The organism is Pseudomonas viridiflava (assembly GCF_900602065.1).
Classification (GTDB): domain Bacteria; phylum Pseudomonadota; class Gammaproteobacteria; order Pseudomonadales; family Pseudomonadaceae; genus Aquipseudomonas.
This window is the reverse complement of sequence record NZ_UWFN01000328.1, coordinates 211170-225604: the sequence shown is the minus strand read 5'-3', so window position 1 is coordinate 225604 and position 14435 is coordinate 211170. Positions and strand designations below refer to the sequence as shown.

Annotated in this window: 10 protein-coding genes; 5 read left to right on the top strand and 5 right to left on the bottom strand. The window is 58.4% G+C overall.

The annotated features are described in order from the left end of the window. Positions 1–111: 111 nt before the first annotated feature. Complete coding sequence (locus EE949_RS25345; RefSeq protein ID WP_240350479.1) at positions 112–2742, top strand: bifunctional diguanylate cyclase/phosphodiesterase; 2631 nt, start codon at positions 112–114, stop codon at positions 2740–2742. Between the two features lie 166 nt (positions 2743–2908). Further along, positions 2909–4858 carry a putative bifunctional diguanylate cyclase/phosphodiesterase gene (locus tag EE949_RS25340; RefSeq protein ID WP_122666813.1) on the top strand — a complete coding sequence of 650 codons (1950 nt, stop codon included), beginning with the start codon at positions 2909–2911 and terminating at the stop codon, positions 4856–4858. A 76-nt stretch (positions 4859–4934) separates the two neighbouring features. Here the strand turns inward: EE949_RS25340 and EE949_RS25335 are convergent, their stop codons facing one another. Beyond that, positions 4935–5891, bottom strand: a complete 957-nt coding sequence (locus tag EE949_RS25335) for a LysR family transcriptional regulator (protein WP_122666812.1) — start codon at positions 5889–5891, stop codon at positions 4935–4937. A 299-nt stretch (positions 5892–6190) separates the two neighbouring features. Here EE949_RS25335 and EE949_RS25330 point away from each other — a divergent pair, with 299 nt between their 5' ends. From EE949_RS25330 to mmsB, 3 genes are all read left to right on the top strand, one after another. Next, entirely contained in the window at positions 6191–7534 is a 1344-nt protein-coding gene (locus tag EE949_RS25330; RefSeq protein ID WP_122666811.1) for an MFS transporter, read from the top strand. A gap of 20 nt (positions 7535–7554) precedes the next feature. Beyond that, the gene (locus EE949_RS25325; RefSeq protein WP_122666810.1) at positions 7555–9081 is read left to right on the top strand and encodes a CoA-acylating methylmalonate-semialdehyde dehydrogenase; all 1527 of its coding nucleotides are present in this window, start codon (positions 7555–7557) and stop codon (positions 9079–9081) included. A gap of 150 nt (positions 9082–9231) precedes the next feature. Then, entirely contained in the window at positions 9232–10119 is an 888-nt protein-coding gene (mmsB, locus tag EE949_RS25320; RefSeq protein ID WP_122666809.1) for a 3-hydroxyisobutyrate dehydrogenase, read from the top strand. Positions 10120–10270: 151 nt separating this feature from the next. On the opposite strand, the gene EE949_RS25315 is transcribed toward mmsB, so the two are convergent. The 4 genes from EE949_RS25315 to EE949_RS25300 form a co-directional block, all read right to left on the bottom strand. Then, positions 10271–11632, bottom strand: a complete 1362-nt coding sequence (locus EE949_RS25315; RefSeq protein WP_122666808.1) for an MmgE/PrpD family protein — start codon at positions 11630–11632, stop codon at positions 10271–10273. Between the two features lie 132 nt (positions 11633–11764). Next, positions 11765–12667, bottom strand: a complete 903-nt coding sequence (locus tag EE949_RS25310; RefSeq protein ID WP_122666807.1) for a polysaccharide deacetylase family protein — start codon at positions 12665–12667, stop codon at positions 11765–11767. Next, positions 12660–13508 carry a polysaccharide deacetylase family protein gene (locus EE949_RS25305; RefSeq protein ID WP_122666806.1) on the bottom strand — a complete coding sequence of 283 codons (849 nt, stop codon included), beginning with the start codon at positions 13506–13508 and terminating at the stop codon, positions 12660–12662. Before EE949_RS25305 ends, EE949_RS25310 begins: the two co-directional genes overlap by 8 nt. A 63-nt stretch (positions 13509–13571) precedes the next feature. Next, a complete protein-coding gene (locus tag EE949_RS25300) occupies positions 13572–14417 on the bottom strand; it encodes an ABC transporter substrate-binding protein (protein WP_122666805.1) in 846 nt (281 codons plus the stop codon). Positions 14418–14435 lie beyond the last annotated feature (18 nt).

The window sequence follows — 14435 nt, the reverse complement described above, 5'->3', positions numbered from 1 at the left end:
ACCGATCATTGGCCAAATTGATAGTTGAAAATGCCGCTCAAGGAACGGTGATTCAGGTCGATGACGAGATGCATTCGAATTTCTTTTATCGGCGTACATGGGTAGCTGCATGTGAACGAAGCCCAGGCAACAGCGAGCCGTTATAAGGGCTCCTACAGCACCTTCCTTTTACCTCTTGGAGTGCTGTTCATTGGCGCAGTGCTTTCCTACGGGCTGGGCGCACTGGATAACGCACGTTATCGCGACAGCGAGCGGGATGGCGTGACGTTGCAGCTCAGCAGTCTGGGTACGCGACTGGCGGAGCGCGTTCGGTTTGCTTTCAGTGGCACCGAGGGTATCGCCCAGCTCATCAGTATCGACGGCAGTATTTCGCCACGGCATTTCAGGCGCATGGCTCAAAGTGCAATCGAGGCTGTGCCCTACATTCGCCACATTGTCATTGCCCCTGGTGACGTGATTCAGGATACATACCCCCTGGCAGGCAACGAGGGCATTATCGGTCTGAACTACAGGACTCGGCCCGAACAGTTTCCCCTTATTGTGAAAGCGCGCCTGTCCGGCGCTGCGTTGTTGGCAGGGCCTGTGACCTTGTACCAGGGCGGCCGGGAATTGATCTACCGGCGTCCGGTTTTCCTGTCTGCCCATGACGAACATGATGCTTACTGGGGCCTTGTTTCCGTGGTTGCCGGTACTGAAGCGTTGCTCAAAGCCGGGGGCCTTGAGGAAGAGGAAGGGCTGAGAGTCGCGCTGCGCGGCCAGAATGGTCGAGGGGCTGAGGGCGGGATGATTTACGGCGATGCAGCGCTTTTTGATGGCGATCCCGTTGTCGTCGAGGTCAGTATTCCCGGTGGCACCTGGCAACTGGCGGCTCAGCCCAGAGCCGGCTGGGCAAAACTCACGATTATCGACTCCTCGCTTTTCCTGTTGGCCATATCGATCTCTCTGCTGTTAAGCATCTTCATTCTGCAGGCCAGCCTGAATCACCGATTGATTCGCCGACGAAACTCCGAGCTTCGCGAGGAGATCGCCGAGCGAGAGAACATTTCGTCTTCATTGGTACAAAGTGAGGATCGCTTTCGCACCTTGTTCGAGCGCTCTCCCGATCCTATCTGGATCAGAGGCCAGGACGGACGAATCAATCTGGGTAACTCTGCAGGGCTTCAAGCACTGGGGTTCGACGGGCCTGGGTTCCCGAGCGTCACCGTCGCCGATATCTCACCGCAGTTCCAGCCGGATGGGCAGTCCTCGGTAGACAAAGCCGCAGCCCTGAGGGCCGAGGTCGAGCGTGAGGGTTCATTGCGCTTTGAATGGGACCACAAGCGTGTGGATGGCAGTGTCTTCCCCACCGAGGTGACGCTGTGCACCATGCAGCTTGCACACGAGCAGGTGACGTACGCGATCGTCCGCGATATCACCGCACGCAAGGAGGCTGAGCGGGGCCTTGAGCGCCTGGCTCATTTTGACTCGGTGACCGGCCTGCCTAATCGGGTGCTATTCCACAAACAGCTGAATCAAGGCATTGAGCAGGCAAAGCGGCAAAACAACTGCATGGCCGTGCTGATGCTGGATCTGGATGGTTTCAAACTGGTCAACGACAGTCTTGGCCACCCCATGGGTGATTTACTGCTGCAACATGCCACTCACCGGTTTGTCGATGCGGTGAGGTCTGGAGATGTTGTCGCCCGCTTGGGGGGCGATGAGTTTGGTTTCATTCTCGACGGGCTTGAATGCGAGGCGGACGCCGTCCCTGTGGTGGGGAAGATCCTGAGATCGTTGCAGCAACCGTTCGATCTTGAGGGGACCGCCGCACTCGTGACCGCCAGTATCGGCGTCACGATGTACCCCGCGAACGGCGCTACCGCCCAGGCGCTGCTGACCCAGGCCGATACGGCGATGTACGCCGCCAAAGAAGGCGGGCGCAATGATTTCTGCTTCTACCAGCCACACATGACCACGCTGATTCAGGCGCGAGTCGCGCTGGAAGCTGCACTGCGGCAGGCACTCGAACGTAATGAGTTCGAGGTCTGGTATCAATCCAAGCTGGACCTGAAAAGGGGCCGGGTTGAGGGTGCAGAGGCACTGATCAGATGGCGTAGCCCGACGCTTGGGCTGGTGTCGCCTGCCGATTTTATTCCGCTTGCAGAGCGTACCGGGTTGATCGTCTCTATTGGCCAGTGGGTACTGGAGCACGTGTGCCGTCAGGCGCGGCGCTGGCGCGAGAGTGGATTGTTTACCGGTCACGTGGCGATCAACGTGGCCGTGCTGCAAATCGAGCGCGGCAACTTTGTCGAAGACGTACGGCTGGCGTTGCAGCGTTATGACTTGCCGGCTCAGGCGCTGGAAATTGAAGTCACCGAAAGCCTGATCATGAACCGCCAGGAGTTGGCGCACACAGTACTGAGTCAGTTGCGCAGTATGGGCCTGACCGTGGCCGTCGATGATTTCGGTACGGGCTACTCGTCTCTGGCCTATCTGAAAGACTTGCCCATCGACAACCTGAAGATAGATCGCACGTTCGTTTCCGGTCTGCCCCATGACAAAGCCTACGTCGCGATTACCCAGGCCGTTATCGAATTGGGTCACGCACTGGGTTTCACCGTCACCGCCGAGGGTATCGAAACCCCGGAACAACTGGCCTTCCTGCGTAATGCCGGTTGTGATACGGGCCAAGGTTATTTGATCAGTCGACCGATGCCGGTAGACGAATTTGAGGAATGGCTGGGGGTTCCCATCCCAACTTGAAAACGTGATCTACAATCAAATGGCCACCATTCATCGGAAGGTTTTCATAATCCTGTAATCCTGCCGACACGAATGAGTAAGCGCACTGTCCATTGATGCACTTGGCCCACACTGGAACGGAGATCCGGTCGGTTTACAACTGGTTGAAATTTCAGAGCTGCGCCTCATGAAGAAAACGTTGCTCGCCAATTTGCGAGCGCTTATGTCTGTGCCTCACGGCAACCCCGGCTTGATCAAAGCCCAATACATCGCGTTGTCCCGACAACTGCCGATGATGTATTTCATTCTGCTCATCAATACGCTGGTGCTGGCGGGCACCCACTATTCAGCGGCGCCGCGCTGGCTGGCGGTATATTGCCCGCTGATCATGACGGCATTCGGTGTCATCCGTGCCGCGGAATGGTGGCGTACCCGCAACCGCATACCTAGCCCGGAACAGATGCTGGCTGCGCTGAAACGCACGAATCGTCTTGCGCCCTTTGTCGCGGCCGGGTTTACCGCGTGGTCGCTGGCGCTGTTTCCGTATGGCGATAGCTACGGTCAGGCTCATGTCGCCTTCTACATGGCGATTACGGTCATCGGCTGCATCTTTTGCATGATGCATTTGCTCCCCGCAGCGCTGGCAACCACGGTGGTGGTCAACACAGCGTTTGTGATTTTTTTCGCATCGACCAACAACATCACTTTTATTGCCACCGCGATTGATGTGCTGCTGGTTTCCATTGCGATGCTCGTCATTCTGAAAGCCCAGTACGGCGATTTCACCCGGCTGGTGAACATGCAGGCCAGCACTGAAAGGCTCAGCAACGAGAACCGTCGGCTCGCCAACATGGACAGCCTGACCGGGCTGGCAAACCGTCGACAATTTTTTTCCCAACTGGAGTCCTTGCTGGTGAATGCCCGCGCACAGGACGTGCGTCTGGCGGTGGGCTTGATCGACCTGGACGGTTTCAAACCAGTTAATGATCTTTACGGCCATAGCATTGGCGACAAATTGCTCTATCAGGTCGGACAACGTCTGACCGGGTTGCTCGATGACGGCGTGCATCTGGCCCGACTGGGCGGCGACGAGTTTGCGTTGATCATGACCGATGCCAAAAGCGACGAGCAATTGCGTGCGTTTGGTGAGTTGATCTGCGCGCGCATGCGTGAGCCATTCATGCTTGTGGATATTCCAATTCAGATCAGTGCTTCCTTTGGCATCGCAACATTTCCTGATCTGGCGGCCAGTGAAACCGAAGTCTACGAGTACGCCGATTACGCGCTTTACCAAAGCAAGCGCAACAGACCCGGTACGGTGTGTATGTTTTCCGCTGCGCACCGTCAGCAACTCAATCGGCAAGGGCTCACCGAGCAGGCATTGCGCAGGGCTGACTTGCACGAAGAATTTCACGTGGTCTTCCAGCCGATCATGGACATCTGCACTCAACGCACCGTAGCGTTCGAAGCGTTGGCTCGCTGGAAAAGCCCTGAATTGGGTAACGTCCCGCCCAGTGAATTCATCCCCATCGCCGAACGCATCGGCATGGTCAACCGCCTCACCGTGCCGCTGCTGACCAAGGCCCTACAGACTGCAAAGTCCTGGCCAGCCGGGGTTCATCTCTCGTTCAACCTTTCCGCGCACGACTGTAGTTCGGAAGAGGCCGCGCAGATTATCGTGCAGGTCATCAAGGACAGCGGATTCGACCCGGCGTGCCTGGACCTTGAGATCACCGAAACGGCGGTCATTCAGGACCTGGCCCAGACTCAAGCCGCCATCGCCCTGTTTCGTAACCTGGGCTGCGGCATTTCTCTGGACGACTTCGGTACTGGCTATTCGAGCCTGAGTCAGATCCATGCCCTGTCCCTGACCAAGCTCAAGGTCGATCGCACCTTTGTTACCGACCTTCACCTCAACCCGGCGAGCTTCAAAATCGTCAAATCGCTGATTGCGTTGTGTCACGACATGCAGCTTGAGTGCATCGTCGAAGGCGTGGAAACCGAGGCAGAGCTGGATGCGCTGAAAAGCCTGGGCTGCATGTCGGCGCAGGGCTACCTGTTTTCGCGGCCGATGCCGCCGGAAGACATTGACCGGTGGTTCAACAGTGAGCAGGTGAGCCTGGTCTGCGCACTCTGAGATGACCGGAGCTGCTGAATGCGATGGCTGCGTGTCAGGCAAATGCTTCGCAGCCTTCGGCAGCTCCTACAGATGCCTAGCGAGACTGACCCGCAAACCTCAGCTCCCGCGATTGCCCCAGCAGCAATCCCTGATTCAACTCCGTCACCTCCCGGATGTAATCCCACAACACTGTAATGCGCTTCAACTTGCGCAAATCCTCCCGGCAGTACATCCAGAAATGTCGGGTGATGTTCACTTCTTCCGGCAGTACCGGTATCAGTCGTGAATCCTGAGCGGCAAGGAAGCACGGCAAGATGGCCAGTGCACGTCCTTGCAGCGCCGCCAGGTATTGGGCAATGACGCTGGTGCTGCGCAGTTGCGCCTGCGCGCCGGGCAGCAGATTGCTGAGGTAAAGCAGTTCAGAACTGAACGCCAGGTCATCCACGTAGCTGATGAACGTATGCGCGGTCAGGTCAGCGCTGCTGTTGAGCGGCGCATGGGCGTCGAGATAATCCTGGGTCGCGTACAGGCGCAGGTTGTAGTCGCACAGTTTGCAGCACACATAAGGCCCGTGCTCCGGGCGTTCCAGGGCGATGACGATATCGGCTTCTCGCTTGGACAGGCTGATGAAGTGCGGCAGCGGCAGGATGTCCACCGAGATGTCGGGATAGTTATCAAGAAAATGGCTGAGCTGCGGCGTGATGAAAAAACTGCCGAAGCCTTCGGTACAGCCGATGCGAATATGCCCGGATAACGCCAGGCCTGAGCCCGAAACCTGCTCGCAGGCCAAATGCAGGGTGCTTTCGATGGACTCGGCATAGCCCAGCAATCGTTGCCCCTCGGCGGTGAGGACGAAACCGTTATTGCGGGACTTCTCAAACAATAGCGTTCCGAGCGAGCCCTCCAGCGAAGTAATGCGTCGCGACACAGTGGTGTAATCCACCGCCAGACGTTTGGCTGCACTGCTGGCCTTGCGGGTGCGGGCCACTTCAAGGAAAAACTTCAGGTCATCCCAGTTCAGGCTGCTCAGGGAGGTGATGTTTTTTTGCATGTTGGTCCTGCTTATATGTGCGTTCTTGTTAGAAGTTTGCACATCTATACTCCAATGCAGCCAGTAAACACAGAGCCGGTTGGCGCTGGATCTGTAGGAGCTGCCGAAGGCTGCGATGGCGGTGTGTCAGGATTTACGTCTCGCAGCCTTCGGCAGCTCCTACAGGGAGTGGATTTCAATTCGAAGGATGGATCGGGCTTCTACAGGAGGGTCGAACTGCCCTGAAACGCGGCTTCACAATCCCAGGCAACACCCCACGACATAACACCCTGCACAACAATAAATAAGCGGAGGAGTTTATGAAGGACGCAATGACGGCGGACGCTGGCGCACTCGATGCCGGGCCCGCGAAAAAAGCCAAATCCTATCGCCTTGCCGGTGCCGCGAGCATGGCGGGCACTACCATCGAGTGGTACGACTTTTTCCTGTACGGCACTGCTGCCGCTCTGATCTTCAACAAAATCTTCTTTCCGGCACTGGACCCGATCACCGGCGTATTGGCGGCATTCGCCACCTATGCAGTGGGCTTTCTCGGGCGGCCTTTGGGCGGGATTATTTTCGGGCATTTCGGCGACCGCATCGGGCGTAAGTCCATGCTGTTGATGACCCTGATGATGATGGGGATTCCGACCATCATCATTGGCCTGATACCCACCTACGAGCAGATCGGCTATTGGGCGGCGCTGATTCTGGTGGTCATGCGCTTTCTACAAGGCATGGCGGTCGGCGGCGAATGGGGCGGTGCCGTATTGATGGCCGTCGAACATGCGCCCGAAGGTAAAAAAGGCTTCTACGGCAGCCTGCCGCAAACCGGCGTAGGTGCAGGTTTAGTACTGGCGACGCTGGCCATGGGCATGGTCGCCAAACTCCCCGAAGAAGACATGCTCAGTTGGGGCTGGCGGTTGCCGTTCATTGCCAGCATCGTGTTGCTGGGCGTGGGTTGGCTGATCCGCCTGAAAGTGCCGGAGTCGCCGGACTTCGAAAAACTCAAGCAGGACAAAATCGCCGTCAAGGTACCGCTGTTCAGAGTGCTGCGTGAACACCCACGCGAGACCCTGACCATTATCGGCGCGCGCACCGCAGAGAACGCCTGGTTCTACATGTCGGTGACCTTTGCTCTGGCCTATGCGGCCAATCAGCTACAGATCCCGCGCGCCGATGTGCTTAATGCGATCACCGCGGGCGCAGCCCTTTCATTGGTCACGATGCCGTTCTGCGGCTACCTCTCGGACAAAGTCGGCCAACGCCGTTTGTACTTCGCCGGTTTATTGCTGCTGTGCGCATTTGCTTATCCGTTCTTTGCCATGCTCGGCACCCGTGAGCCGCTGTTGGTCTGGTGGGCGATGGTGCTGGCGGTGGGCGTGGTCTTTCCAATCCTGTATGCCCCGGAATCTCTGTTGTTCGCCCGGCAGTTTCCGGCAGAAATCCGTTACAGCGGGATTTCGGTTTCAGTGCAACTGGCTGGCGTATTAGGCGGCGGTTTTGCGCCGATGATTGCCACAAAGCTGCTGGCTTACGCCGATGGCAGCCCGCATTACGTGATCGTTTATCTGGTGGGTATGGGCGTTGTGGCTCTGGTTTGTACCGCGCTGATGAAGCGCGATCCGCCTCGGCATCGGGCGTCCAGCTCGAGTTCTGAATAACTGTTGATCAGGAGATATCGATGAACGCTTCGCACAACAAAAACGGTAACGCCGTGGATCGCGTCAAACTGCTGATCGACGGTGAGTGGGTTGAATCACAGAGCAGCGAGTGGCACGACATCATCAACCCGGCGACCCAGCAAGTGCTGGCTCAGGTGCCGTTCGCCACCTCCGGCGAAGTGGATGCCGCCGTGGCCGCCGCACAGAAGGCTTTTCAGACCTGGCGCCATACGCCGATCGGTGCGCGGATGCGCATCATGTTGAAACTGCAGGCCTTGATTCGTGAGCACTCGCCGCGTATCGCAGCTGTGCTGAGCGCGGAGCAGGGCAAGACCATCGCGGATGCGGAGGGTGACATCTTTCGCGGCCTGGAGGTCGTCGAGCACGCCTGCTCCATTGGCAGCCTGCAAATGGGCGAGTTCTCTGAAAACGTGGCTGGCGGCGTTGATACTTATACGTTGCGCCAACCCTTGGGCGTCTGCGCCGGTATCACCCCATTCAACTTCCCGGCAATGATCCCGCTGTGGATGTTTCCGATGGCCATCGCCTGCGGTAATACTTTTGTCCTCAAGCCGTCCGAACAGGACCCGATGTCGACCATGTTGCTGGTCGAGTTGGCGGTGGAGGCGGGCGTTCCCCCCGGTGTACTCAACGTGGTGCATGGCGGCAAAGAGGTGGTGGACGCCATCTGCACCCACAAGGACATCAAAGCCGTGTCCTTTGTTGGCTCCACGGCCGTCGGCACTCACGTCTACAACCTTGCCGGTCAGCATGGCAAACGCGTGCAATCGATGATGGGCGCGAAGAACCATGCCGTGGTGCTGCCCGACGCCAATCGTCAGCAAACCCTGAATGCGCTGGTCGGGGCCGGTTTTGGCGCTGCCGGTCAGCGTTGTATGGCCACGTCGGTCGTCGTCCTGGTCGGTGCGGCGAAACAGTGGCTGCCGGACCTCAAAGCCCTTGCTCAGAAACTCAAGGTCAATGCCGGAAGCGAGGCGGGTACCGATGTCGGCCCAGTCATTTCCAGACGCGCAAAGCAGAGGATTCTGGACCTCATCGAAAGCGGAGTGAAGGAAGGTGCGAAGCTGGAACTGGATGGTCGCGACATCAAGGTACCGGGTTTTGAGGATGGCAATTTCGTCGGGCCGACGCTGTTTTCCGGGGTGACCACCGACATGCAGATCTACACGCAGGAGATCTTCGGTCCGGTGCTGGTGGTGCTGGAAGTCGACACGCTCGATCAGGCCATCGCGCTGGTCAATGCCAATCCGTATGGCAATGGCACCGGCCTGTTCACCCAGAGCGGCGCGGCAGCTCGCAAATTCCAGAGTGAAATTGACGTGGGCCAGGTGGGCATCAACATTCCGATTCCGGTGCCCGTGCCGTTCTTCAGCTTCACCGGTTCACGCGGGTCCAAGCTCGGCGACCTCGGTCCATACGGCAAACAGGTGGTGCAGTTCTACACTCAGACCAAGACCGTCACGAGCCGCTGGTTTGACGATGACAGCGTTAATGACGGGGTGAATACCACCATAAACCTCAAGTAGAAGAACAATCCTGTGGGAGCTGAGCTTGCTCGCGATAGGTGCACCGCAATTCTAGAGTGAACCGTGTCCAGCCTTATCGTCGGAATGCCGCCCAGACCAAACTCAGCTCCCACAGGAGATCGGATTGATTTCGGAATCAGGAGAACAACAATGAAAATCGCATTCATCGGCCTGGGTAACATGGGCGCGCCGATGGCCCGTAATCTGCTCAAGGCCGGGCATCATCTGCATCTGTTCGACCTCAATACCACCATCCTCAACGAGCTTGCAGCGTTGGGCGGGCGCATCAGTGAGTCGCCCAGACATGCAGCTCAAGGCGCTGAACTGGTCATCACCATGCTGCCCGCGGCTGCTCATGTGCGCAGCGTCTATCTCAGTGAGGATGGCGTGCTTGCGGGGATCGGCTCAGGTGTACCGGCAGTGGATTGCAGCACCATTGACCCGCAAACCATTCGCGAAGTGGCTGCGGCAGCGGCGAAGCAAGGCGTGAGCCTGGGCGATGCGCCGGTTTCCGGCGGTACCGGGGGCGCGCAGGCAGGTACGCTGACATTCATGGTCGGTGCCAGCGACGAGCATTTCGAAACGCTCAAGCCAGTGCTGGCGCAGATGGGCAAGAACATCGTTCATTGCGGTGGCATCGGCACCGGGCAAATCGCCAAAATCTGCAACAACATGCTGTTGGGTATCTCCATGATCGGCGTGGCCGAAGCCATGGCGTTGGGCGATTCGTTGGGCATCGACACTGAGGTGTTGGCGAAGATTATCAACACCTCGACAGGGCGCTGCTGGAGTTCCGAGATGTACAACCCATGGCCGGGCATCGTCGACACCGCGCCAGCTTCCCGAGGTTATACCGGCGGCTTTGGTGCCGAGCTGATGCTCAAGGATCTTGGCCTGGCTACAGAGGCGGCGCGGGTCGCACACCAACCGGTGATCCTCGGTGCAGTGGCGCAACAGCTGTATCAGGCGATGAGTCAGCGTGGCGAGGGCGGCAAGGACTTCTCGGCGATTGTTGAGGGGTATCGCAAGAAGGTATGAAACTGATGCAATTCAATGTGGGAGCAGAGCTTGCTCGCGATAAGGTTGAACGCGGTTCACTTTAGATCGCATCAAGCCTTATCGCGAGCAAGCTCTGCTCCCACAGATGATTGCATTCCAGCCTCTCATCGTTGGGCGCCGCCTGTTTCGCCTAAGGCGCGCGCAACAGATCCAGCAACTCCTGCAAGTCAGTGATGTGCTGCAGATTCAGGCACAACTCGCCCAGGTGTTCGGCCTGCATGGCGGGGAGGGCGCGGTTGGCCAGCGAGCTGTATTTCTGCCAAAGCTCGCTGTCGCCAATCGGGTTCAGTGGGCCACCCAGCGGGGTTTTGATTTGTAATGAAGCGCTGCGTCCGTCTTCGCACAACAGGGTGACATGCGGCTCATCCAGTGGCGCAAGCGACGCATCGACGTGTATTTGAATCTTCTGCATGAACGCCAGCAACGCCGGTGATGTGCGCTTTTTCTCTTCGTATGCATCAAGCCCCGCATGGCCCAGTACGCAACGCACAGTCAGGGCGTATGGCAGGCTCATTTGCGCCGCCGCCAGGGTTTTTGTGTCGAGCCCGGCACACATGTCCACCAGAAATGCGCTGGCGTTCACGTCGATGTATTTCACCTGCTCTGCAGTGATTTGTAGCTCGTTCAGCAACTGACCGATGGCATCGATGGCCGAATGTGTGCCACGGCACGCGGCATACGGCTTGATCGAACAGCGCGCCAGTTTCCAGACCTCGCCGAGGCCTTCGGTCAGCGCTTGAGGTTGTGCCGTGTCGCGAGCGAGTGTGCGCAAAAATCCGCCCCACACGTCGTCGAATACCTGTGTCGGCCCGGTGATGCCTTCCCGGGCGAGCAAGGCTGCGAGTACGCCGCCTTCGGCCGGGCGTCCGGCATGGAGCTTTTTGCTGTCGGCGCCATCGTGAATGAACGCCCACAAGCCGCCACTCATGCTGGCTGAAAGGCCGAGTGCCGATCCCGTCTGTTGCTCATCAAGCCTCAGCAACCGTGCGCATGCCGCAGCCGCGCCGAATACACCGCAGGTTCCAGTGGAGTGCCATCCCGCTTCGTTGTGCGGTGAATAGCCCCCGCAAGCTTCAAGCACCCGGCGCGCCACGTCGTAGCCGATGATCATGGCGGTTATCAGTTCTTTGCCGTCCGGCATCGGCTCGCACAGCGGCAGCACTGCAAGCATGGCCGGCACGACCACAGCGCCAGAATGATCACAACCGCCTGAATCATCCAGCTCCAGCGCATGCGCGGCGATGCCGTTGATCAACGCTGCGTTTCGCGCTGACAAACCATAGTCGGCACCCCATATCACCGATGCGCCTTCCGCTTCGCTGGCGTCCATGGCGCGCAGTGCATTTTGCGTCAGCGGGGTTTGCGACCCGGCCAGCGCAGCGCCCAAGGTATCGAGCAGATGCTGTTTGGCTTTAACCACCAGCGCTTCGGGGAATTCATCGAACGAAGTGCGGCAGATGAACTGGCTGAGGGTTTCAACGGCGTTGGTCATAAAGAGAGGCTCATAAATTGGACGTACCGCGATTTCTGTAGGAGCTGCCGAAGGCTGCGATGGCTTTTTCCTGACCCACCGCATTCGCAGCCTTCGGCAGCTCCTACAGGATCAATGTCAGGCGTCAGATTGTCAGGCGTTCCGGACTTTGTTGTGCCGCTCAAACACCGCAGCCGGGTGATCTTCAGGCAGGCTGCTGTGGTTACCGCTCCACCAATCGGCAACCTCCTCGGCAGTGGCAAACCAGACATCCGGCTGCGCCTTGAGCCAGCTCAGCAACTCCAGGAGCAAGCCGCTACGGCCAACAGTGCCCAAGGTTTCCGGATGCAGGCGCAGCACGTAACACAGGCCGAAACGGTGGAAGCCATTGAAGTCATGCTGCCAGTTTTTCAACACCTCGGCGCTGGAGCCGATTCGCGCCTGGCTGACCGGCACGGCAGGCGCAAGGTTGAAGGCGAAGTAAGGCTCGTCTTCCAGCTCGCAGTGCAGCGGCAGTTCAACCAGCGGTTGGCTGTCAGCGTTGGTTGCCGGATGCAGGTAGGGCAGATCATCGCCTGCCCACGACGACGACCAGGCGATGCCTTCTTCACGCAAGGCATCGACGAAGCCCGGTGCATAACTGCCCGCGGGTGCGCGAAAACCGCTGGGCCGCTGACCGGTCATCTCGGTAATCACCTGGCAGCCTCGTTTTAGCGAGGCGTGTTGTGCGGCGAGATCCAGTGTTGAAAAGTCTTCATGGCGATAACCTGAACAGGCGATTTCGTGCCCGGCAGCGTTGATGGCCTGAATCACCTGCGGGTTTTCCTCGGCGACAATACCGGGGATGCACCAGGTCGAAGGAAGGTTCTGATCAGCCAGAATCTGCAGCACGCGTTCAACGCCACGCGTGGTGCCGTAGCGCCATACCGAAAGGCTTTTATCCCGTCCTGCGATGGCCGGGACTTGAGTCAGGATGCCGTGCACATCGTTGTAATCGAACGTGATCACCACCGCGCAACGATACGGCGCGGGCCATACGGAACTGGATTCAGTCATGCCGATGCTCCTTGAGCCAGAACCTGGCGATATCGTTGCAGGTTGCAAACCAGACATCGGGATGACTGTGCATGTGTTCGAGAAAGCGTTCGAGTATGCCGATGCGCCCCGGTTTGCCGCTGATCTTGGGGTGGAACAGCGTGGTCATGCACAGGCCTTCGCGATAAGTGCCATCGAACTCGCGACACCAGTTGTCCAGCGTCTGGTCGTAGCTGGCGATGCGGTCCAGCCCGGTGGGATAGTTCGGCGCCCGGGTGTAAGCCAGCGAGGCGTAATCGTCCAGCTCCCAGCGGCCTGGAATTTCCACTAAGCCGTCTGGCTGACCGGGCACTTCAATGAAATACGGGCGGTCGTCGCCGCGCATGCTGCTGGAGTAGGTCACGCCGCAGTCCATGAGCAGGGCGGGTGTTTCTTTTTGCCAATCGCCTGAAGGCGTGCGGAAACCTGTGGCAGTGATGCCCAGATAACGTTTGAAAATGTCGGCGCTGACCTTCATGACGTCGCGCTGGGCTTGCAGGTCCAGGGCGAAAAAAGATTCGTGGCGATAGCCGTGATAAGCCACTTCGTGGCCGTGTTCGATGATTGCCTGGCACTGGCGCGGCCAGTTTTCCACCACCCAGCTCGGGACAAAAAATGTCGCTGGTGTGGCATGGGCCTTGAGCATGTCCAGCAGGCGAGGCAAGGCGCGATAGGGGCCATAGCTGCCGAAAGTGAAGTATTCCGGTTTCTGCCAGATCGAGCCGTCGAGCATCGCAGCACCGGTCGGACCGTCCAGATCGAACGCCAGGGCGACACTGGCGCGGGCGTTATCGGGCCAGCGCAGATCGTGGGTGGCAAACATGGGCGTCTCCATTGCAAACCGTTGAGCATCACCCGCCCGATCCATGGGCGAGTGTCGTTTGGCTTACTTGGCGCCGTTCAGAACAGCTTCTTTGACTGCGCCGTTCTGGAGCTGCCACTTGCCGAGGATCTGCTCGTAAGTGCCGTCTTTGATCATGTCGTTGAGGGTGGCGATGATCGCTGCGCTCAGCTCCGGATTATGTTTGGCAACACCCAGACCGGTGAGCTGACGAGCCAATGGCTCACCCAGCACTTTGAACACACCGGGTTCCTGGCCCTGAATGTACGGCAGGGTTTCGCTGCCTTGCACAGCGGCGTCCAGACGCGACTGGCGCAGTTGGGCGCGAGCATCGGCGCTGCCTTCGGTGCCGACTACCGTGATCGCCGGTTTGCCTTTGGCGACGCAATTTACGTCACTCCATTTAGCGATCTCTACCGGGAACGTGGTACGGCGGCTGGTGCCGATCTTCTTGCCGCACATGTCTTCAACGGTCTTCAGGTCTTTCTGCGATTCAAGGGTGTAGAACTGCGGGCCGGTGCTGAAGTAGTCGACGAAGTCCACCGTCTGCTGACGCTCAGGGGTGTCGGTCATACCCGACAGTACGATGTCGATACGGTTGGTTGCCAAGCCGCTGACCATTTGCTCGAAAGCGGTTTCCTGCCACTTGATCTCGACACCCAGACGCTTGGCAATTTCGGTACCGAGGTCGTAATCGACGCCGGTCAGTTTGCCGGTTGCCGGGTCCTTGAAATCCATCGGAGGATAATTCGGGGCAATGCCTGCAGCAATGAAGCCCTTTTCCTTGATGGATTTTGGCAGTGCGTGAGTGTCGGCTGCCCAGCTCGAAACCGAAATCAGGGCGGACAGTACAGCGGTAGCGGTAAGCGCGAAAGTTTTCAAATTGGACATCCTCAGCAAGGGTTAGGG

What these genes read in the sequence shown, in the direction of transcription:
- EE949_RS25340 (WP_122666813.1), top strand. Translation starts at nt 2,909, where the DNA reads ATGAAGAAAACGTTGCTCGCCAATTTGCGAGCGCTTATGTCTGTGCCT.
- EE949_RS25335 (WP_122666812.1), bottom strand. Translation starts at nt 5,891, where the DNA reads ATGCAAAAAAACATCACCTCCCTGAGCAGCCTGAACTGGGATGACCTG.
- EE949_RS25330 (WP_122666811.1), top strand. Translation starts at nt 6,191, where the DNA reads ATGAAGGACGCAATGACGGCGGACGCTGGCGCACTCGATGCCGGGCCC.
- EE949_RS25325 (WP_122666810.1), top strand. Translation starts at nt 7,555, where the DNA reads ATGAACGCTTCGCACAACAAAAACGGTAACGCCGTGGATCGCGTCAAA.
- mmsB (WP_122666809.1), top strand. Translation starts at nt 9,232, where the DNA reads ATGAAAATCGCATTCATCGGCCTGGGTAACATGGGCGCGCCGATGGCC.
- EE949_RS25315 (WP_122666808.1), bottom strand. Translation starts at nt 11,632, where the DNA reads ATGACCAACGCCGTTGAAACCCTCAGCCAGTTCATCTGCCGCACTTCG.
- EE949_RS25310 (WP_122666807.1), bottom strand. Translation starts at nt 12,667, where the DNA reads ATGACTGAATCCAGTTCCGTATGGCCCGCGCCGTATCGTTGCGCGGTG.
- EE949_RS25305 (WP_122666806.1), bottom strand. Translation starts at nt 13,508, where the DNA reads ATGTTTGCCACCCACGATCTGCGCTGGCCCGATAACGCCCGCGCCAGT.
- EE949_RS25300 (WP_122666805.1), bottom strand. Translation starts at nt 14,417, where the DNA reads ATGTCCAATTTGAAAACTTTCGCGCTTACCGCTACCGCTGTACTGTCC.